This window comes from Salinicola endophyticus (genome assembly GCF_040536835.1).
GTDB lineage: Bacteria > Pseudomonadota > Gammaproteobacteria > Pseudomonadales > Halomonadaceae > Salinicola > Salinicola endophyticus_A.
Genome location: NZ_CP159578.1, coordinates 2,516,813 through 2,536,524, shown reverse-complemented (window position 1 = coordinate 2,536,524; position 19,712 = coordinate 2,516,813). Strand labels below are relative to the sequence as shown.

14 protein-coding genes are annotated in these 19,712 nt (G+C 65.4%); 11 read left to right on the top strand and 3 right to left on the bottom strand.

Features of this window, described 5'->3' with window-relative positions:
• The first annotated feature begins 8 nt into the window (after window positions 1-8).
• Both ABV408_RS11360 and idi read left to right on the top strand, forming a co-directional pair.
• Window positions 9-1,874, top strand: a complete 1,866-nt coding sequence (locus ABV408_RS11360) for an aspartate:alanine exchanger family transporter (RefSeq protein WP_405049945.1) — start codon at window positions 9-11, stop codon at window positions 1,872-1,874.
• A gap of 498 nt (window positions 1,875-2,372) precedes the next feature.
• Window positions 2,373-2,900, top strand: a complete 528-nt coding sequence (gene idi, locus ABV408_RS11355; RefSeq protein ID WP_353979064.1) for an isopentenyl-diphosphate Delta-isomerase — start codon at window positions 2,373-2,375, stop codon at window positions 2,898-2,900.
• Window positions 2,901-2,908: 8 nt separating this feature from the next.
• Here the strand turns inward: idi and ABV408_RS11350 are convergent, their stop codons facing one another.
• Both ABV408_RS11350 and ABV408_RS11345 read right to left on the bottom strand, forming a co-directional pair.
• On the bottom strand, window positions 2,909-3,775 hold the full coding sequence (locus ABV408_RS11350) for a DMT family transporter (RefSeq protein ID WP_353979063.1): 867 nt from the start codon (window positions 3,773-3,775) through the stop codon (window positions 2,909-2,911).
• A 93-nt stretch (window positions 3,776-3,868) separates the two neighbouring features.
• The gene (locus ABV408_RS11345) at window positions 3,869-5,611 is read right to left on the bottom strand and encodes a sodium:solute symporter family protein (protein WP_353979062.1); all 1,743 of its coding nucleotides are present in this window, start codon (window positions 5,609-5,611) and stop codon (window positions 3,869-3,871) included.
• Window positions 5,612-5,921: 310 nt separating this feature from the next.
• On the opposite strand from ABV408_RS11345, the gene glgP reads away from it, so the two are divergent.
• The 9 genes from glgP to ABV408_RS11300 all read left to right on the top strand — a co-directional run bounded on the left by glgP (window position 5,922) and on the right by ABV408_RS11300 (window position 19,222).
• Window positions 5,922-8,438 carry an alpha-glucan family phosphorylase gene (gene glgP, locus ABV408_RS11340; protein ID WP_353979061.1) on the top strand — a complete coding sequence of 839 codons (2,517 nt, stop codon included), beginning with the start codon at window positions 5,922-5,924 and terminating at the stop codon, window positions 8,436-8,438.
• Between the two features lie 159 nt (window positions 8,439-8,597).
• Window positions 8,598-9,710 (top strand): biotin synthase BioB, encoded by a 1,113-nt coding sequence (gene bioB / locus ABV408_RS11335; RefSeq protein WP_353979060.1) that lies wholly within the window; start codon window positions 8,598-8,600, stop codon window positions 9,708-9,710.
• Window positions 9,710-10,957 carry an 8-amino-7-oxononanoate synthase gene (gene bioF / locus ABV408_RS11330; RefSeq protein WP_353979059.1) on the top strand — a complete coding sequence of 416 codons (1,248 nt, stop codon included), beginning with the start codon at window positions 9,710-9,712 and terminating at the stop codon, window positions 10,955-10,957. Before bioB ends, bioF begins: the two co-directional genes overlap by 1 nt.
• Window positions 10,954-11,847: an alpha/beta fold hydrolase gene (locus tag ABV408_RS11325; RefSeq protein ID WP_353979058.1), complete on the top strand. Its 894-nt coding sequence runs from the start codon at window positions 10,954-10,956 to the stop codon at window positions 11,845-11,847. The genes bioF and ABV408_RS11325 overlap by 4 nt, the downstream gene beginning before the upstream one ends.
• Complete coding sequence (gene bioC, locus ABV408_RS11320) at window positions 11,844-12,683, top strand: malonyl-ACP O-methyltransferase BioC (RefSeq protein WP_353979057.1); 840 nt, start codon at window positions 11,844-11,846, stop codon at window positions 12,681-12,683. Before ABV408_RS11325 ends, bioC begins: the two co-directional genes overlap by 4 nt.
• A gap of 16 nt (window positions 12,684-12,699) precedes the next feature.
• On the top strand, window positions 12,700-13,401 hold the full coding sequence (bioD, locus tag ABV408_RS11315; RefSeq protein WP_353979056.1) for a dethiobiotin synthase: 702 nt from the start codon (window positions 12,700-12,702) through the stop codon (window positions 13,399-13,401).
• 52 nt (window positions 13,402-13,453) lie between these two features.
• Window positions 13,454-14,806 carry an adenosylmethionine--8-amino-7-oxononanoate transaminase gene (locus tag ABV408_RS11310; RefSeq protein ID WP_353979055.1) on the top strand — a complete coding sequence of 451 codons (1,353 nt, stop codon included), beginning with the start codon at window positions 13,454-13,456 and terminating at the stop codon, window positions 14,804-14,806.
• 644 nt (window positions 14,807-15,450) lie between these two features.
• On the top strand, window positions 15,451-17,049 hold the full coding sequence (locus tag ABV408_RS11305; RefSeq protein ID WP_353979054.1) for an isocitrate lyase: 1,599 nt from the start codon (window positions 15,451-15,453) through the stop codon (window positions 17,047-17,049).
• A 664-nt stretch (window positions 17,050-17,713) separates the two neighbouring features.
• Window positions 17,714-19,222, top strand: a complete 1,509-nt coding sequence (locus ABV408_RS11300; RefSeq protein ID WP_353979053.1) for a hypothetical protein — start codon at window positions 17,714-17,716, stop codon at window positions 19,220-19,222.
• A gap of 232 nt (window positions 19,223-19,454) precedes the next feature.
• Here the strand turns inward: ABV408_RS11300 and ABV408_RS11295 are convergent, their stop codons facing one another.
• A complete protein-coding gene (locus tag ABV408_RS11295; RefSeq protein ID WP_353979052.1) occupies window positions 19,455-19,637 on the bottom strand; it encodes a hypothetical protein in 183 nt (60 codons plus the stop codon).
• Window positions 19,638-19,712 lie beyond the last annotated feature (75 nt).

The window sequence follows — 19,712 nt, the reverse complement described above, 5'->3', positions numbered from 1 at the left end:
GTCCGGTAGTGAACATCTTGTCTCGTTATACAGGCTTGGTGGCGTTCCTTGTTACCGGGTCCGCCGTTGCCCAGGAAGGTGCCCCCTCGGAAGGGGGGCGCACCATAGGCCACATTGCCGATAGCGTAATCGCCTTAGTAGAAGCTGGAGCGCACGGCTTTTTTGAACTGCTTGGAAATCAGCCAATCGCGTTCATTCTTCTTGCCCTGGCGCTCGGTAATCTGATCGGAAAAGTCGATGTCAAGGGAGTCTCTCTGGGCTCGACGGCAGGTTCATTGCTGGTCGGTGTCATCATCTCGATGGTGGCCGAGGCCGTTTATGGCATGACCTACTCCATCCCCGGGGTTCTATCATCCTTCATGCTCTTGCTGTTCATGTATGCACTGGGCTTGAAGGTAGGGCCGCGGTTCTTCTCAGGACTTCGCAAGGGTGGGTTGGCCTTTGTGGGCGTTGGCGTCATCGTCTGGGTGCTGAATTGGCTCATCTGCTACTTTGGTGCATCCTGGGTGGGCTTGGCCCCCGGATATGCAACAGGTCTGATCTCAGGTAGCTATACCATCACGGCCATTCTCGGCGTTGGCCAGAGCGCGCTGTCGAGCGGTGCCTACACGCCTCCTGTCGGTATGACAGTCGAGGAGGTGGGAGCCAACATGGCAGCGGCTTATGCCATCAGCTACGTCTTGTCGAGCGTGGGGATCATTCTATTGATCCGATATCTCCCACGGATCTTTGGGCGCGATGCCCGGGCCGACGCGAAGCTGGCCGAGACGGAGTACAGTGGCGGTGCGACTCATCCCGTTCCGGGAGCGCCGGGCGCTCTGGTCATGGGATTTTCTCCCTACGACCTCCGTGCTTTCACGGTGACTCACCCACAGCTCATTGGCTGTAGCTTTGCGCAGATCATCAAAGACTATCCTCAGGTCCCGATCCTGCGCGTCGTGCGCAACCATGAAGTTCTCGATCTGTCCTCTGATCTGGTGCTCGAGAAGAACGATATTGTGACGGTGCGCGGTGATGTGCACGATCTGATTCTCGAAGAGGGGGAGTTGATCGGTCCGGAGTCCGATGAGGCGCTGGCGCGCGATGTTCCCCTGGAAGTGGCGGATGTTCACATCGGTTCCCATGCGCTCTCCGGGAAGACGATTCAGGCGCTCAGGCATCACGGAACGGGTGGCGTGACAGTGCAGGCGCTTTTCAGAGCCGGGAATGAATTGCCGCTGGGACCTGCCAGCGTCGTATTGTTCGGCGACGTGATCCGTCTGACCGGACCAGACGCAGCGATCAAGGCCGCGGCAAAGACATTGGGTGGGCGTGCGATTCTGCCGACCATGAAATCAGAGGTCCTTTATCTCTCGCTGGCCATGTTGGTGGGGTACCTGGTGGGCATTGTCAGTGTGACCATCTCAGGCATTCCATTCTCATTGGGCACATCGGCAGGCTGCATTCTGGCAGGTGTGGGCGTCAGTTATTTTCGGAGCCGGAACCCAGAATTCGGCGGGCCGGTCCATGAGGGGGCGCGAAGCTTTCTCCAGGACTTCGGCTTGAATGCTTTTGTCGTGGTCCTGTCTGCGAATGTCGGGCCCAAGGTCATCACCGCACTCGGTGGCGACACGCTGGTGTGGCTGGCCCTGATCGGCACGCTGGGAGCCTTGATTCCACCGTTGATTGCCTTCTGGGTCGGATTCAAGTTTTTCGGACTCAATTCGGTCATTGCCGATGGTGCCACCACGGGCGGGCGAAACAGCACGCCCGGGCTGAACGCGATCATTGAAGAGTCTGGGAGCTCGGTGGCTGCCGTGCCTTATCCCGTGAGTTACGCGTTGACTACGGTGCTGGCTCTGATCGGTGGCTATTTCTCGATGATTTTGTCGTGACAGGCCATGCGCGAGACGTTGGCTCTGCTGCTTGTCATCAGCGGCCATGGGGCGGCTTGGGGCAGGCCGTCTCTGCACTCATTCCCGGCGGCGTACGCCTGGTTCGCCATGCAGCGTGCGTGTTCGCTATCCAAGGCAACCGGTGCTTGAGCCAATCTTCCAGAACCGGCTCTGTGGCGTATGCAGGCGAGGCTTTCGTGTCATCAAAATATAATTAGCTTTGCGCTATCTATCGTTTCGAATAGGGCGTACCGTGGAGTCATCCCCAAGGACAGGGGTGATCGCAAGGAGTGCAGCCGGGAGGGCTGTGGCCAGGGACTTACGGACGCGAAGACCGTAGACGACAGCACGTTTGGCATAGCTGACCTCAAGAGTTCTGATGTTCACGTCAGGCTCTTTTTTTTGGTTCTTCATTTTGATCCGCGAGCGTCACAGACTGGACGCCAGCGCTCGCGATAGGGTGAATGAGTCACAGTGATTGCCGTGCAGGAGCATTCAATGCCTGTCGAAGAGGTCGTACTGCTGGACGAAGCGCACCGCCCCATCGGCAGGCGCGACAAGGCACTCGTGCATGACGCCGAGACGCCACTGCATCTGGGTTTCTCCTGCTATCTGCTCGATGACGACGGGCGGGTGCTGATCACCCGTCGGGCGCTGACCAAGCGCGCCTGGCCTGGCGTCTGGTCCAACGCCTTCTGCGGGCATCCACTGCCCGGCGAGGCGCTGGAGGCCGCGGTGGCCAGACGTGCCGATGTCGAGCTGGGGGTGGCGCTGACGGAGATCACACTGCTGGATAGCGAGTTTCGCTACCACGCCCGTGACGACAGCGGAGTGGTCGAGAACGAGTATTGCCCGGTGTTCCGCGCCCGTGCCCGCTCCTCGCTGACGCCCAACCCCGATGAGGTGATGGCGTGGCAGTGGGTCTCGGCGAAGGAGCTGATCGCCGCCCAGGCCGCTACGCCCTGCGTGTTCAGCCCGTGGATGGTGGCGCAGCTGGCGCGTCTGGCCGTTCGCCGGGCGCTATGACGTCGAGATCAACGGCCGGGCCGGGCGCGCATGCCCAGCCAGGCGTTGGCCATCAGCGTGAGGATGGTCAGCGTGCCGCCGTAGAGCGTGGCACTGGGCGGATCCTCGCCCAGCAGCCACCAGACCCAGAGGGTGCCGAGGATCGCCTCGACCAGATAGAACAGCGCCACCTCGGCGGAGGGCAGGTAGCGGGTGGCGGTGTTGATCAGCGCCGTGGCCAGCGGCATCTGCAGCAGCCCCATGACACCGAGTACGGCATAGCTCTGAGTACCCAGCGCCAGCGGCGTCGCCATTGGCCAGGCGACGAGGGCGGTGAGCACGCCGCCGCCGGCAATCAGCGGCAGCCGATCGAGGGTCGGGTAGCGGCGTAGCAGGGTCAGGTTGGCGCCCACTGCCAGGGCTGAGGCGAGCGCATAGAGGTCGCCCAACAGGCCGTCGCCGCTGAGAGAGCCTGCGAACACCACCAGCAGCCCCAGCATCGCCAGTCCGATCGCCAGCCAGGTGCGTGTCGCCACCGGCTCGCGCAGCACGCAGCGCGTCAGGATCGCCGCGAACAGCGGGGCCGTGCTCAGAATCACCACCACGTTGGCCACCCGCGTATGCACCACCGCCATCACGAATAGCACCGAAATGGCGGCGAGCAGCGCCGAGGAGACCAGCGCCGCACCGCGATGGGCGTTGAGCGTGGCCAGGCGCCGGCGCTGGCAGTAGCAAAGCCCCACCACCAGCGCCATCAGGGCGCCGCGCCAGAACGCTATGTTCCAGCCATCGCTGTCGGCCAGGCGTACCAGCAGGCTGTCGAAGCTGAGTACCACAATGCCGCCGAAGGCCAGGGCCACGCCGCGCGCGTGGCCCTGGGGTGACCAAGTCATCATGCGCTCTCTCCCTGCTCTCCCTGATCGATACACCCGGCCGCCGTGGCCGGGTGTCTGCGCTCTCCCTGGCGCCTGCGGGCAGCGCCTGTTTGGCTAGGCGTTCCCCGGGTGGGCGGCCAGCCGCGCGCTGCCGCGCACCCCGGCGACCCGATACCCCACCGCACCGGCCACCAGCAGCATGGCGCCACAGCCCAGCGCCAGCGCATAGGCACCCAGCGTCGCCGGGCGCGAGAGGCCGTAGTCGGCGGCATAGCCGGCGAGGGTGTCGGCGTACTGGAACCACAGGAAGGCGCCGATCGCCACCCCGGCCAGCATGGTCACGATGGCGATACCGCGGGTCCCTTTCTCGGTGGCCGGCGATGGGGTCTCGCGCGGGCGATGCAGGCTGGCCAGATATGCCCGCTCGGCGTCGCTGACCTGGGTCAGGCGCGAGGCGATCACGATCGCGACCACGGCAGCCACGGTGCTCACGGCCACCGGGTGCAGATAGACCGGCAGCGTGAACCACTCAGCCTGTAGCGCCAGCGAGAGCAGCAGGTTACCGAGGAAGCCGACGCTCAGCCCCCAGCCCGCGCCGGCGGCGGTGATACGCCGGCTCCAGATACTCATCAGCGCCACCGGCCCCCAGGATGAAGCGAACAGAGTGGCCGCGAACCACACCACCGCCATCACCGCCGGCGGCTGGAACAGCGCCAGCACCAAGGTCACCAGCCCCGAGATCAGTACCGCGATACGGCTGGTGCGCATGGCGGCGGTGCCGCTGCGCGAGGCGGGGAGAATATCGTTGGCGATGCTGAAGCCGATGATCGAGAGAAAGGTCGAGCAGGAGGAGAGGCCGGCGGCGAATACGCCGGTCAGGATGATCATGCCCAGCCACATCGGCAGCACGTTGAGCGCGGCCCAGACCATCGATCGCTCGGCATCGAGCGTCGGCGTGTAGAGATTGATCGCCGCGCCAGTGAGCATCATCAGCGCATAGAAGATCGCCAGCGCCACCGCGGTGAGCATCGCCGAGCGCATCACTACGTGCTCGTTGCGCGCCATCAGGTAGCGGCTGGACTGCCACGGGCTGGCGGCCAGCACCGCGGCCCACACCAACCCCAGGGTGATGCCCCAGGTGGCCGCTTCACCGGGGGTGGCGAAGGCGGCGTCCTCGCCCTGGAGCATGCCGTGCCACAGCGCGATGCCCGGTTTGTCGGTCTGCGCCAGCAGCCCGCCGATCACCCCCTGCCAGCCGCCCAGGTCGGTGATGATGTAGAGCGAGCCGCCGACCGCGGCCAGCGAGAAGATCACGAACATCACGGTGTCGGTGAGCACCACGCCGGGCGAGCCCGAGTAGAGGATAAAGCCGGTGAAGGTGAGCCACACCAGCAGCAGGCCGACCCAGTAGGGCAGCCCGGTCAGCTCCTCGAACATGATCCCCGCGCCCTGCATGACGCCGAGCAGATAGGCGCCGAGGCCGACTACCGTGGTCAGGCCGGCGATACGCTGCACCCGGCGCGAGGCGAAGCGCTTGCCGAAGAACTCCGGCACCGTGAGCGCTTCACTGCGGCGCAGATAGCGTCCGAAGGCCAGCGCCCCCAGCAGACAGCCCGAGGTACTGATGGCGGCGAACAGCAGCATCACGAAAGGGTAGCCGGCATAGGCGAAGCCGGTCTCGCCGAGAAAGGCGCTGGTGCTGAGATAGCTCGCCACCAGGGTGCCGAGGATCAGGAAGGTAGGCGCGTTGCGTCCGGCGACGAGATAGTCGTCGAGATGCTTGACGCGGCGCCCGGCCCAGTGGCCGATCGCAAAATAGCCGACGAGGCTCAGGACGATGGCGACGGTGTAGGTCATGGTGCATCGCTCGATTGTGGTTGGTATCGGATCATCGTAAGCGCGAACGCCGCGACGACTGTTTCAGGTGCGTCACTCCACAGAACAGCTGCGACGCGTATCGAAATGGCGCGGCGGATAGTGCCATCGATCTCGCTTGGATGCAGGTCGAATGGCCATCGCCAGCCGCAAGGGCCTGAAGCGTGCGATCTGAGGCGTGAGACGGGGCGTTCCGAGTCGTGGCGCTTTGGGTATATGCTGGCCCTGGCGCCCGCTCCAGCCGCCGCCGGGTGCGCGCGTTTTTCGTCAATGCCTGCCACGAGGTAATGCGATGTCCTCCCGTGATGATGCCGCTGCGCGCGGCGTGCCCGGCTACGCCCATCTGGCCGAACTGGCCCTCGACCTGAGCTGTACCTGGCACCAGGAGACCGACTGGATCTGGCGCGCGCTGGACCGGCGGCTGTGGGAGCTGACCCACAACCCCTGGGCGGTGCTCCAGGCGGTCTCGCTCGAACGCCTGCGCACCTTTCTCTCCAACGCCGAGAATGCCCAGCAACTGGATGCCCTGATCGAAGCGCGCCACCGCCAGGCGACCCATCACGCCGCTTCGCCCCTGGGTAGTGACGGCGACCCCTTCACCATTGCCTACTTCAGCATGGAGTTCATGCTCAGCGAGGCGCTGCCGATCTACTCCGGTGGGCTCGGCAACGTCGCCGGCGATCAGCTCAAGGCGGCCAGCGATTTTCACCTGCCGGTGGTCGGCGTCGGGCTGCTCTATCAGCGCGGTTACTTCCGCCAGACGCTGGATGCCCAGGGCCGCCAGCAGGCGCTCTATCCCTACAACGACCCGGGCCAGCTGCCGATCTCGCCGGTACGCACCGCCGACGGCGAGTGGCTGCGCATCGAAGTCGCGCTGCCGGGCTACGCGATCTGGCTGCAGGTGTGGGAAGCACGGGTGGGCAACACCAAGCTCTATCTGCTCGACAGCAACGACATCGCCAACTATCCCGCCTATCGCGGTATCACCAGCGAGCTCTACGGCGGTGACGAGGAGATGCGTTTGCGCCAGGAGATGCTGCTGGGGATCGGTGGCTGGCAGCTGCTGGAGCGGCTGGGTATCACGCCGCAGGTGTGCCATCTCAACGAAGGCCACGCCGCGCTGGTGGTGTTGGAGCGCGCGCGGGCACGCATGGAGCGCACCGGCGAGCCGTTCGAGGTCGCCTTCGCCATCACCCGTGCGGGTAATCTGTTCACCACCCACACCGCGGTGGAGGCGGGGTTCGACCGTTTTTCGCCCAACCTGATCGTGCGCTATCTCGAGGCCTACGCCGAGCAGCGCCTGGGCATCGGCATCGAGGCGCTGCTGGCACTGGGGCGCAGCAACCCCCAGGACACCAGCGAGCGCTTCAACATGGCCTATCTGGCCTGCCGCGGATGCCATGCGGTCAACGCCGTGAGCCTGCTCCACGAGCAGGTTTCGCGGGAGATCTTCCGCCCGCTGTTCGCGCGCTGGCCGGCCGCCGAGGTGCCGATCGGCCACGTCACCAACGGGGTGCACATGCCGACCTGGGCCTCGCCGGCGGCGGAGGCGCTGTGGACCCATTTCTGCGGCCAGCCCCACTGGCTGGCCGGCGAGGGCGAACTCAGCAGCGCCATGGCCAAGGTCCCCGCAGCGCGGCTGTGGCAACTGCGCAAGACCTCCAGCGCCCAGCTGGTGAGCTACGCCCGCGAGCTGCTGGCGCGCCAGGTGGCGGTCTCCGGCGGCGGCGCCGAGATCACCGAGCGGGCGCGCCACGTGCTCGACCCCAATGCGCTGACGCTGGGCTTCGCCCGGCGTTTCGCCACCTACAAGCGGCCCAACCTGCTGCTGCACGACCCCGAGCGGCTGGCGCGCCTGCTCGCCGACCCGGCGCGGCCGGTACAGCTACTGGTGGCCGGAAAGGCCCACCCGGCGGATCGCGAAGGGCAGGCGATGATCCAGCAGTGGGTGGCGTTCTCGCGCCGCGACGACGTGCGCGGCCGGGTCATCTTCCTCGCCGACTACGACATGCGCCTGACCCAGGAGCTGGTACGCGGAGTGGACGTGTGGATCAACACCCCGCGCCGGCCGTGGGAAGCGTGCGGTACCAGCGGCATGAAGATCCTGGTCAACGGCGGGCTCAACCTCTCCGAACTCGACGGCTGGTGGGTCGAGGCCTACCGCCCGGAGGTCGGCTGGGCACTGGGCGACGAGCAGGAGCACGGCGACGACCCCGGCTGGGATGCGACCCAGGCCCTGGCGCTCTACGACCTGCTCGAACAGGCGATCGTACCGACCTTCTTCGAGCGCGACGAGCAGGGCATTCCCCAGGCCTGGGTCGAGCGCATGCGCGCCAGCATGAGCAGCCTGACCCCGCGCTTCTCGGTCAGCCGCACCCTGCGCGACTACTACCAGCACTACTACCGCCCGGCGGCGGAGGCCTACCGGCAGCGCGCCGCCAACGCCGGGGCATTGGGGCGCGAGATCGCCGCCTGGCACCACGCCATCGATCAGGCCTGGCCGGCGCTACGCTTCGGCGCCAGCCATGTCGACACCCATGCGGGTGGCCACCGTTTCCAGGCCTGGCTGCATCTGGGCGGTCTCACCCCCGAGGATGTGCGGGTCGAACTCTACGCCGAAGCCGGCGCTGACCAGCCGGCCGCCTGCCACGAGATGCACGCCACGCCCGGGGCGACACCGGTTGCCTGCGAGTTCGTCGCCGAGATCGAGACCGCTCGCCCGGCCGCGGACTACACCATCCGGGTCAGGCCCTGGCACGCCGCCGCGGCGCTGCCATTGGAAGAGCCGCGGGTGCTGTGGCAGCGCTGACGCCAGCCACCCCCAGGCGTCGATAAGGCGAAGGGTACCTGCGGGCGCAAGCCCCGATCACGAAAGGGGGGGGGGCTGTAAACTTGTCTTTGGCTTGAGGTTGACCAATCCCCATGGCACCATCTGGTCAACCCGTGAGGCATAGATGAGTTGACAAAGATGACCGCCACCCCAGATTCCCGCACTGCGTCTGCGGCCCCCGCGACCCGCCACGACTGGCAGCGCGGTGAGATCGAGGCGCTGCTGGCGCTGCCGTTCAACGACCTGCTGTTCCGGGCGCAGAGCGTGCACCGTGAGCACTTCGACCCCAACGCGGTACAGATCTCCACGCTGCTCTCGATCAAGACCGGCGCCTGCCCCGAGGACTGCAAGTACTGCCCGCAGTCCGGCCACTACAACACCGGGCTCGAGCGCGAGAAGCTGCTTCAGGTCGAGGCGGTGCTGGAACAGGCGCGCCGCGCCAAAGAGGTCGGCGCCAGCCGCTTCTGCATGGGCGCAGCATGGAAGCATCCCAGCGCCAAGGACATGCCCTACGTCTTGGAGATGGTCAAGGGCGTGCGTGCCCTGGGGCTGGAGACCTGCATGACCCTCGGCATGCTCAGCCGCGAGCAGGCCGAACAGCTCAACGACGCCGGCCTCGACTACTACAACCACAACCTGGACACCTCGCCGGAGTACTACGGCGAGATCATCACCACCCGCACCTATGCCGATCGTCTGGAAACCCTGGATCACGTGCGTCAGGCGGGGATGAAGATCTGCAGCGGCGGCATCCTCGGCATGGGCGAGAGCGTCAATGACCGCGCCGGCCTGCTGCAACAGCTGGCCAATCTGCCCACCCACCCGGAGAGCGTGCCGATCAACATGCTGATCCGCATTCAGGGCACGCCGCTGGAGCACGTCGAGGATCTCGACCCGCTCGATTTCATCCGCACCATCGCGGTAGCGCGCATTCTGATGCCGCGCTCCCACGTGCGTCTGGCGGCGGGGCGCGAGCTGATGAGCGACGAGACCCAGGCGATGGCGTTCTTCGCCGGCGCCAACTCGATCTTCTACGGCGAGCGCCTGCTCACCGCCCAGAATCCGCAGGCGAGCCATGACAAGCAGCTGTTCGACCGGCTCGGGCTTCACCCCGAGCAGCGCGAAGAGGCCGACGACGCCACCCAGGAAGCGGCGTTGCAGGCGCGGATCGCCAGCGCCCGGCTGGAGGCGTTGACCACGGATGCCAGCGCGCCCCGGCGTGCCACCCGCGGCGCGGTCGCGGACGTCTGATGCGCGGCGTGGATTCGCTCGATGCGGCGCTGGCGCCGCGTCTGGCCGAGCAGCGCGCGCGGGTGCGCTATCGACAGCGCCACACCACCGATGGTGTGGGCCCGCGGGTTCGCCGCGACGGCCGCGACTGGCTCAATGTCTGCAGCAACGATTATCTGGGACTGGCCGGCGACCCGCGCTTGGCCGAAGCGCTCGCCGCGGGCGCTCGGCGCTTCGGCGTCGGCGGCGGTGCTTCGCATCTGGTATGTGGCCACAGCGAAGCGCACGAAGCGCTGGAGCGACGGCTGGCGGCCTGGACCGGCTGCGAGCGGGCGCTGCTCTTCTCCAGCGGCTATCAGGCCAATCTCGGCGTGATCTCGGCGCTGCTGGGGCGTGGCGATGTCGCGCTGCATGACCGCTTGAACCACGCCTCGCTGCTCGACGGCACGCGCCTCGCCGGCGCCCGGCTCGAACGCTTTGCGCATGGCGATACCGCGGCCTGCGAAGCGCGTCTTTCGGCGCTCGGCAGCGAGCGCCGCCGGCTGGTGATCAGCGACGGCGTCTTCAGCATGGACGGCGACTGCGCCGACCTGAACGCGCTGGCGACCCACTGCGAGCGCCACGACGCCTGGCTGATGGTCGACGACGCCCACGGCCTCGGCGTGCTCGGTGAGCACGGGGCGGGGACCCGTGAAGCTCAGGGGCTGACGCCGGGGCGGGTGCCGATCCTGGTCGGCACCCTGGGCAAGGCGCTGGGCACGCACGGTGCCTTCGTCGCCGGTAGCGAGACCCTGATCGAAGCGCTGATTCAGTTCGCCCGACCCTATGTCTACACCACCAGCCTGTCGCCGGCGCTGGCCTGGGCCACCTTGACCAGCTTGGATATCGTGCGCGACGAGCCGGAGCGTCGCGCCCACCTGCAAGCGCTGATCACGCGCTTTCGCCAGCACAGTGCGGGCCTGGCGGAGGTCGGTCTCTCACCGCTGCCCTCGACGACGCCGATCCAGCCGCTGCAGATCATGCAGCACGGCGAGGGGACCAACGAGGCCACGGCGCTGGCGTTGGCCCAGGCGCTGGAAGCACGTGGCATCTGGTGCAGCGCGATCCGCCCGCCGACGGTACCGGTGGGTAGTGCGCGCCTGCGCATCACCCTGAGTTCGGCCCACGCGCTGGCCGATATCGACCGCCTGGGCGAGGCGCTCTACGACGCTGCGCGCCAGGTCATCGGGCAGGGCGGGGCGGTGATGCCGCAGAGGGCGCCGGCATGACGTCCGCCGCTCGCCAGTTGTCTGACCGACATCTCGCTGATGCGTACCCGGCTGACCCGGGCCGGACCGACTTGCCAGTACCCGGCCGGCACGACTCACGGCAATTAGTGATTCTGCCCGGTTGGGCCCTTGGGGTGACGCCGCTCGAGCCGCTGGCGAACGCACTACGCCAGGATCTGCCCGGCTGGGAGATCACGCTGCTCGACTACGCCGCGCTCACATCCCCCGAGGGCGGGCGGCTGGCCTGCCACGACGTCGATGCCTGGCTTGCAGCGCTCGACCGTGAGCTGCCTGACGGCGCCTGGCTGTGTGGCTGGTCACTGGGGGGCATGCTCGCCACTGCGCTGGCGGCTCGGCGCGGTCAACGGACCCCCGGTCTGACCACTTTCGCTGCCAATGCCAGCTTCGTGGCGAGGCAGGGCTGGCCTGCAGCGATGGCGGCGGAAACCTTCGCGGCCTTCCGCCAGGGGTTTCAGCGCGCGCCGGCGCGTACCCTCGAGCGTTTTGCCCAGCTGGTCGCCCAGCAGGGGAAGGCACCGCAGCGGCCGGCAGGTAGTCGCCTGGCCCGCGAGCTCTGCGTCGCCTGTGCGGACACGCCCCAGGAGCAGGCGTTGGCAGGGCTTGCGCTGCTCGAGACCCTGGACCTGCGCGAGACGCTGGGGCTGCTGAGCGCGGCCCAGCTGCACCTGTTCGCCGCTGACGACGCGCTGGTGCCCGGTGGCGCCTGCGAGGCCGTCACCGACTGCCTGCCGGCCGCCGGACGTGCCGAGCGGATCGCGGCGGCGGGCCACGCCTTTCCACTGGAGCGGGCCAGCGAGGTCGCCGCGCGACTGGTGGCCTTCATCACCTCGAATCGCGTCGAACACGCCGATGTGGGGAGCCGGCCATGAGTGAGCTGATGGATATCCCCCGGCTGGCGCGCCAGCGGCGTATCGCCAGCGGCTTCTCCCGCGCCGCGAGTAGCTACGACGCTGCGGCGGGACTGCAACGCGAGGTGGCCGACACGCTGCTGGCGCGGCTGCCGGCCGACTGCCGCCCGGCGGCGGTGCTGGATATCGGCTGCGGCACCGGCTATGTGACCGCCGCGTTGGCACGGCGCTACGCCAGCACCACCCTGGGGCTGGATCTGGCCTCCGGTATGCTGGCGGCCGCCCGTGCCAGCCATCCCGAGCTGGCGATCCGCTGGCTCGCGGGCGCGGCCGAACGGCTGCCGCTGGCGGCGGGCAGTGTCGATCTGGTTGCCTCCAGCCTCGCCCTGCAGTGGTGCGACTCGCTGGCGGCGGCACTCGACGAGGCCTGGCGGGTGCTGCGCCCCGGTGGCTATCTCGCTTTCACCACCCTGTGCGACGGCAGCCTGCGCGAGTGGCAGGGCGCCTGGCGCGCGGTGGATGATGGCGCCCACGTCAATCGCTTCCTGCCCGAGGAGACGCTCGCCGCCACCTTGGCGCGCCCCGGCTGGCGCGGGTGCCGGCATGAGGTCACCACCCGGCGCTGCTGGTATCCCGACCTGGCCGCGGCGCGTCAGGCGCTCAAGGCGATCGGCGCCAATACCGTGGTCGCTGCCGCCACGTCTTCTTCCGTTCACACACGATCTTCCGCTCACACACCGCGTGGGCTGACCGGGCGCGAGCGTTTGGCTCGGCTCGAGGCCGCATTCGAAGAATACCGAAGACCGGCCGGCATCCCGATCAGTTATCGTGTGGCTACGGTTGTGATGCAGCGTTGAAGCGGAGGAAGCCCCCATGCAAGCACTATTCGTCACCGGTACCGACACCGAAGTCGGCAAGACCTTCATTACCGCCGGTTTGATGGCCGCCGCGCGCCGTCGAGGCCTGAGCGTGGTCGGCGGCAAGCCGGTCGCCTCCGGCTGCGACCAGACCCGTGAAGGACTCAGGAACAGCGACGCCACCACCATCCTGGCCGAGTGCAGTCCGGCGCTCGACTACGACAGCGTCAACCCGGTTGCCCTGGCGCCGGCGATCGCCCCGCATATCGCTGCGCGTGAGGCGGGCATCGCACTGGGCGTCTCGATGCTGGCCGAGCCGATGCGCGCACTGATCGCCCGCGGCGCCGATCTCACCGTCATCGAAGGCGCCGGTGGCTGGCGGGTGCCGCTCAACGAGCGTGAATCGATCTCCGATCTGGTGATCGAACTGGATCTACCGGTGGTGCTGGTGGTCGGCGTGCGCCTGGGTGCGATCAACCACGCCCGGCTGACGCTGGAGGCAATCCAGCGCGACGGTGTGCGCGTGGCCGGCTGGGTCGCCAACATTCTCGAACCCGATACCCCGCGCATGGAGGAGAACCTCGATGCGCTGGCGCACTGGCTCGGCGAGCACGGCGGCGCTCCCTGCCTGGGCGTGGTGCCCTGGCTGGAGACGCCGGACGCCGAGACCACCGCCGATCTGCTCGACCTCGACGCGCTGCTCGGCAGCCTGAGCTGAGCCCGCGGCTCGGGCGGGGGGCGGCGAGGTTTCACTCCGCAAGAGACGACACATGAACCGTAACAGCGATTGGATGCAGCGCGACCTGGCCAGCCTCTGGCACCCGTGCACACAGATGAAGGACCACGAAACGCTGCCGGTGATACCGATTCGGCGTGGCAAGGGGGTGTGGCTGGAGGATTTCGAGGGCCAGCGCTATCTCGATATCGTCAGCTCCTGGTGGGTCAACGTCTTCGGCCACGCCAACCCGCGCATCAATGCGCGGATCAAGGCGCAGCTCGACGAGCTGGAGCACGTGATTCTTTCCGGCTTCACCCATCAGCCGGTGATCGAGCTCTCCGAACGCCTGGGGCGGCTCGCGCCCGCCGGGTTGGGGCACTGCTTCTACGCTGACAACGGCTCCTCGGCGATCGAAGTGGCGCTCAAGATGAGCTACCACTACTGGCGCAACGTCGGAAAGCCGCAGAAGCGGCGCTTTCTCACCATCACCAACGGCTACCACGGTGAGACCCTGGGGGCGCTGGCGGTGGGAGATGTGGCGCTCTACACCGATACCTACCGCTCGCTGCTGCTGGACGTGATCAAGGTGCCGGCGCCGGACGGCTTCGGGCTCCCCAGAGAACAGTGGGTCGAGCAGGCCCGGGCGCGCTTCGCCGAGATGGAAAAGGCGCTGGCGCGCCACGCCGACGAATTGGCGGCGGTGATCGTCGAGCCGCTGATCCAGTGTGCCGGCGGCATGCGTATGTACCCGCCGGAGTACCTCACCTGGCTACGCGAGGCCTGCGACCGCCATGGCGTGCAGCTGATCTTCGATGAGATCGCGGTCGGCTTCGGCCGTACCGGGACGCTCTTCGCCTGCGAGCAGGCCGGCGTGCGCCCGGATTACCTGTGTCTCTCCAAGGCGCTGACCGGCGGCTATCTGCCGCTCTCGGTGGTGATGACCACCGACGAGATCTACGCCGCCTTCTACGACGACTACGAGACGCTCAAGGCGTTCCTGCACTCCCACAGCTACACCGGCAACCCGCTCGCCTGCGCGGCGGCCTTGGCTACCCTGGATATCTTCGAGCAGGACGACGTGATCGCCGCCAACCGCCACAAGGCGGCATTGATGGGGCGCCTGGCCGAGCCGCTGCGCGACCACCCGCACGTCGGCGACGTACGCCAGACCGGGATGGTGCTGGCGATCGAGATGGTCAAGGAGAAATCCATCCTCACCCCCTACGACTTCCGCGAGCGGCGCGGACTGCGGGTTTTCCGCCACGCCATCTCCCGCGGTGTGATGCTGCGCCCGCTGGGCAACGTCATCTACTGGATGCCGCCCTACGTGATCAGTGACGAAGAGCTGGAACTCGTCGCCGAGGTCACGCGGGAAGGGCTCGAGATCGCCACCGCCGACGCCTGACGCCCTTCAGCACCCCTCGATGGCCCGAGGGGTGCTCTTTCTCCATTACCGCCTCTCCATTACCGCCATTCGCTCGCCTGCTCCCTCTTCAGTACCGCCATTCGCCCACGATGCCCGTGTCGATAGATGACCCATGCCGGTGTCGCTATGGGGACCAAGGCGCTTCCGGCAGGGCGATATCGCGCCGCCGCGTAGGAAATTAACATCACGACGCTTGAAAATCGGCTAGCTCCCGTTCGACCAAGGTCGTAGAGGTATTGTCGCGTCCGTGGCCGATCGATGTCGCTCGACGTTGCGGGGTTATCCCGGCGCTGTGCTCACAAGGTCATGATAAAACGCCTGTTTTAATGTGCGTCTCTGCTTATGCAGCGTCGTCCGGGTTTTTTGAAAAGCATTTTCACATCGCTGGATGGATCAGGGTCATATGTCATACATGACTACAAAAACCGCTGAAACCGGCATTTTTCGGTAAAAGCCTTACCCCTACGCCACCGAAGTACTGATTGTGGGGTTGGGCGCTGAGCTTCCATAGTGACCTTGCCGAACGACGCTAGACGCAGCATTGATCGAATTAAAACGCGCGTTTTTCGTCGTCACGATTTCGGCAGAGATAGTCACGAAGCCGACGCCCAAAGGAGTACAGCATGTCTATCTACCAGAGTGACCTCGACGCATTGAAGCGATTGTGTCGCGAGCAGGAAGGACGCTGGGACAATATCAATCCCGAATCGGTGGCACGCATGCGGGCACAGAACCGCTTCCGTACCGGGCTGGATATCGCCCGCTACACCGCCTCGATCATGCGCCGAGACATGCACGAGTACGACCGTGACCCGTCTCGCTACACGCAGTCCCTGGGCTGCTGGCACGGGTTCATCGGTCAACAGAAGATGATCTCGATCAAGAAGCACCATGGCACCACCCAAGGGCGCTACCTCTACCTCTCCGGGTGGATGATCGCCGCTCTGCGCTCGGAGTTCGGCCCCTTGCCGGATCAGTCGATGCATGAAAAGACCGCCGTGCCGGCACTGATCGAAGAGCTCTACACCTTCCTGCGTCAGGCCGATGCGCGGGAACTCACGCACCTTTTCCGTGAGCTGGATCAGGCACGCAAGCAGGGCAACGAGGTCGCGGCGCGGGGTGTGCTCGAGAAGATCGATAACTTCGAAACCCACGTGGTGCCGATCATTGCCGATATCGATGCCGGTTTCGGCAACGAGGAGGCCACCTACCTGCTGGCCAAGAAGATGATCGAAGCCGGTGCCTGCTGCATCCAGCTCGAGAACCAGGTCTCCGATGCCAAGCAGTGCGGGCATCAGGATGGCAAGGTCACCGTGCCGCACGAGGACTTCGTCGCCAAGATCAACGCCGTTCGCCACGCCTTCCTGGAGCTGGGGGTCGATGACGGGGTGATCGTCGCGCGCACCGACTCGCTGGGCGCCGGTCTGACCCAGAAGCTGCCGGTGAGCAAGGAGCCGGGCGATCTGGCCCATCAGTACAACAGCTTCCTCTACACCGTGCCGATCTGCAGCGCCGACGATCTCGACGAGGGCGATAGCGTGATCAAGCTCGACGGCGACCTGCGCAAGCCGCTGCGGCTGGCCAACGGCCTCTACCGCTTCCGCTCGGACACCGGCGAAGACCGGGTCGTGCTGGACTGCATCAACGCGCTGCAGAACGGGGCGGACCTTCTGTGGATCGAGACCGAGAAGCCGCACATCGGCCAGATCGCCGGCATGGTCGACCGGATCCGGGCGGTGGTGCCGGATGCCAAGCTGGTCTACAACAATTCGCCGTCGTTCAACTGGACGCTCAACTTCCGCCAGCAGGTCTTCGACCGCTGGGAGAGCGAAGGCCGGGATCTCTCCGCCTACGATCGCGCCCAACTGATGAGTGCCGAGTACGACGACTCCGAGCTGGCGGCTGAAGCCGACCGCTGGGTTCAGAACTTCCAGCGCGACGCTTCCCGGGAGGCCGGTGTGTTCCATCATCTGATCACACTGCCGACCTACCACACGGCTGCGCTCTCGACCGATGAACTAGCCCAGGGCTATTTCGGTGAAGCGGGCATGCTCGCTTACGTGGCCGGGGTGCAGCGCCAGGAGATCCGTCGCGGCATGGCCTCGGTCAAGCATCAGGATATGGCCGGCTCCAATATCGGCGACGATCACAAGGAGTACTTCTCCGGCGCCGCTGCACTCAAGGCTGGCGGTACGCACAATACCATGAACCAGTTCGGCTGAGACTGGCTGCCCGCCGCGACACCGCGTGATCCGCGTTTTACCCTGGCCCCGGCGATCCCGGGGCTGGTTTTTTCCCGTCTACCTCTTATCTTGATGACCGCCATGATCCCCGAGTTCGTAGACCTGCCATCCGTAGGCCTTCCATCTCTAGTCCTACTAGCCGGGCACCTGTTTTTTGAAGACGCACGTTTTGGCTCGTTTAGGCACTGTCTGAAAAGTACTGCGCTCGCCCATGCGGCGTTAAAAATTGTCTGGAGCGCCAGCCCGATCCGTTTTCGCCGATTTTTGCCTTAGCTGCGCGCCCGGCCTTGCCTTCGCTCGTCGACTTTTCAGACAGCACCTAGGGCGAACACACCACGGATCGATTGCGCGCATCATGTTCTCGTAAGCCGATAGGGTGTTCTCGTAAGTCCATACGGCATTCTTGCCAATCCCTACAGCATTCTCGTAAGTCTATATCGCCTCCCTTAAATCCCTACGGTTTTCCCATCGATAAACGTGCCGTTTACAGCATGGCCTTGGTTTGTCTCGCTCGGGCGTTTGGCCAGTTTTTTCATGGATTTTCCATTCCCGTTGTATATGGCGATATCACGCCGCCATATCATGGTGACGACATCAGACTCCGTGCCAGCATTGTCTCGCTGTACAACCCAAGGAGTATGAAATGTCTGACCTGAAAACCGTTATCGACTATGGCGCCGATCCTTCTGGCAAGCAGAACAGCGCGGCTGCGTTTCAAGCGATGGCCGACGCTGCTGACGTGGGCACTGTCTTCGTCCCCGATGGCGATTATGTCATCGCCCAGACCGTCGATCTGAAGGGCAAAAGCATGCGTGGCCTGGCGCGCAACCGCAATGGTGGCGCCTCTCGTCTGCGACCTGCCGGCAACATCGAGGGCCCGATGTTCACGAATCAGGGTGCTGTGATCTCCGATCTGCACATCTACGGCGGTGGCGAGAAACGAGGCATCACCGCCTTCGCCGCCCGGGGCTATAACGGCCTGTTCCATAATGTGCGTTTTGACCAGATTGGCACCGCCATTGACATCGAGGAAATCACCGTGCATTTCTCGGTGGTGGACTGTCGCTTCATCATGACCGGTACGGGGTTGCGCTGCCGCGACGTCAATAACGCCGTCTCGACGACTACCCGTTTCGTCCGCAACGAATTCAACAACTGCGGTAATGGCGTCGTATATGATCGCGACCTCAAGGGGCCGTCTTTCATCGATAATATTTTCGAGTACATGAGTGGCGATGCGATCGTGGCCGCGCTCATCTATAACGGCACTTTCGTGGGCAACTGGTGGGAGAAGCGCCGCCCGGATGGCACGGAATCCCCATTCGGCAACGCCTCTCAAGCCGATGGGGCTGGCTATCCTTGCGTGCGCACGCTGAAAAGCCAGCAGATGATGCGCTGCTTTGCCTCGAGCAACAGCATGTCCTACGGCTGGGCAGATGTGTTCGCCACGGACAGTCACGTTGGCAAGATGGGCGGTGTGTCTCTCAACGACGGCGATGTCGTGGTGCGCGATAGCACCGGCCGAGCCGTGCGTATCACCGATACCGGCATTTTCCGTGAATGCGCACCCTATGCCGGTCTGGGGCCGTTTGTCATCGATGCCAACTACAATAGCACCGGACGCCCGGGCATGACGCTACGCTCTGGCGGTGGGCCAATACGCCTCGAGGATGACGCGGAAAACGGCTTCAGCGGCGCGTTGGTGTTCGACAAGGGCGAAGGCCTGGAAGAACGCTTCACCCTGGCGAAGAACGTGCGCGGCCAGCGCACTGCCGGCCTGACGGGACTCTCCGACGTGGTGGTGGGCGACGAGACCAAACGCGCCATTACCGGCATCCCGCAGCATTTCCTGTGGCGCCAGGACGGGCTCTCCCGAGGTCTCGGGGCACTGCAATCGCATGAAGTCTCCCAGCCAGGCGTCGTGAAGTTCGTGTTCCCGTACTTGATCGACAATCCCATCATCCAGGTGTCGGTAGAGGACCGCGGCGTGCGCTTCGACGGTTGGAGCTATGTCGAAGGTTATATCAACAACTCGGTGACACGCCGGCAGTGCAAAGGCGTCTACCTGTATTTCACGGACCTGGAAGGCAATGCTGTCACGCCCGAGTCGTTCGCGATGCAGATCCTGACACTCGAGCCCGGCATTGATTGAACGCCATCACTGAGAGCAGCGTTGACAGGAGATAGATGAGCATTTCGGCCGGAGTGACGCTCCGGCCGATCTTCAACGTCGCGTCACACCCGCGCTCAGGAGGTTGGCGGCGATCTGCCACACCTTCCGTATCCGTCCCGCCCGCCGTATTTGCCAACTACCTACTCACGCCGCCCACTTCTCCCCACGTCGCCCAACTTCCCCACGTCTCCCCAGGCGGCGGTTGCTTCCCCTAGTACTGCTCGACTTGACTCGCTGCAGAAGCCGAGAAGGCCCTCCTGCGCCAGCGGCAGCCGCCCAGTGCGTTGATCGGCATGATCACCCAGCACAGTGAGGCGGCCCGATCCTGGCCCTGCGCCAGATAGCGCTCGCGGGTCAGCGTCTGTGCAGCGACTAGATCATAGAGCCAAGTCACGAAACCAAGCCATGGAACCCGGACTCGCGCGCACCAGCGGCAAAAGGCGTCAATGGCGAACGCCAATGGCTGTCG

Coding starts and splice junctions, on each gene's coding strand:
- idi (WP_353979064.1), top strand. CDS start 2,373: ATGCCTGTCGAAGAGGTCGTACTGCTGGACGAAGCGCACCGCCCCATC.
- ABV408_RS11350 (WP_353979063.1), bottom strand. CDS start 3,775: ATGATGACTTGGTCACCCCAGGGCCACGCGCGCGGCGTGGCCCTGGCC.
- ABV408_RS11345 (WP_353979062.1), bottom strand. CDS start 5,611: ATGACCTACACCGTCGCCATCGTCCTGAGCCTCGTCGGCTATTTTGCG.
- glgP (WP_353979061.1), top strand. CDS start 5,922: ATGTCCTCCCGTGATGATGCCGCTGCGCGCGGCGTGCCCGGCTACGCC.
- bioB (WP_353979060.1), top strand. CDS start 8,598: ATGACCGCCACCCCAGATTCCCGCACTGCGTCTGCGGCCCCCGCGACC.
- bioF (WP_353979059.1), top strand. CDS start 9,710: ATGCGCGGCGTGGATTCGCTCGATGCGGCGCTGGCGCCGCGTCTGGCC.
- ABV408_RS11325 (WP_353979058.1), top strand. CDS start 10,954: ATGACGTCCGCCGCTCGCCAGTTGTCTGACCGACATCTCGCTGATGCG.
- bioC (WP_353979057.1), top strand. CDS start 11,844: ATGAGTGAGCTGATGGATATCCCCCGGCTGGCGCGCCAGCGGCGTATC.
- bioD (WP_353979056.1), top strand. CDS start 12,700: ATGCAAGCACTATTCGTCACCGGTACCGACACCGAAGTCGGCAAGACC.
- ABV408_RS11310 (WP_353979055.1), top strand. CDS start 13,454: ATGAACCGTAACAGCGATTGGATGCAGCGCGACCTGGCCAGCCTCTGG.
- ABV408_RS11305 (WP_353979054.1), top strand. CDS start 15,451: ATGTCTATCTACCAGAGTGACCTCGACGCATTGAAGCGATTGTGTCGC.
- ABV408_RS11300 (WP_353979053.1), top strand. CDS start 17,714: ATGTCTGACCTGAAAACCGTTATCGACTATGGCGCCGATCCTTCTGGC.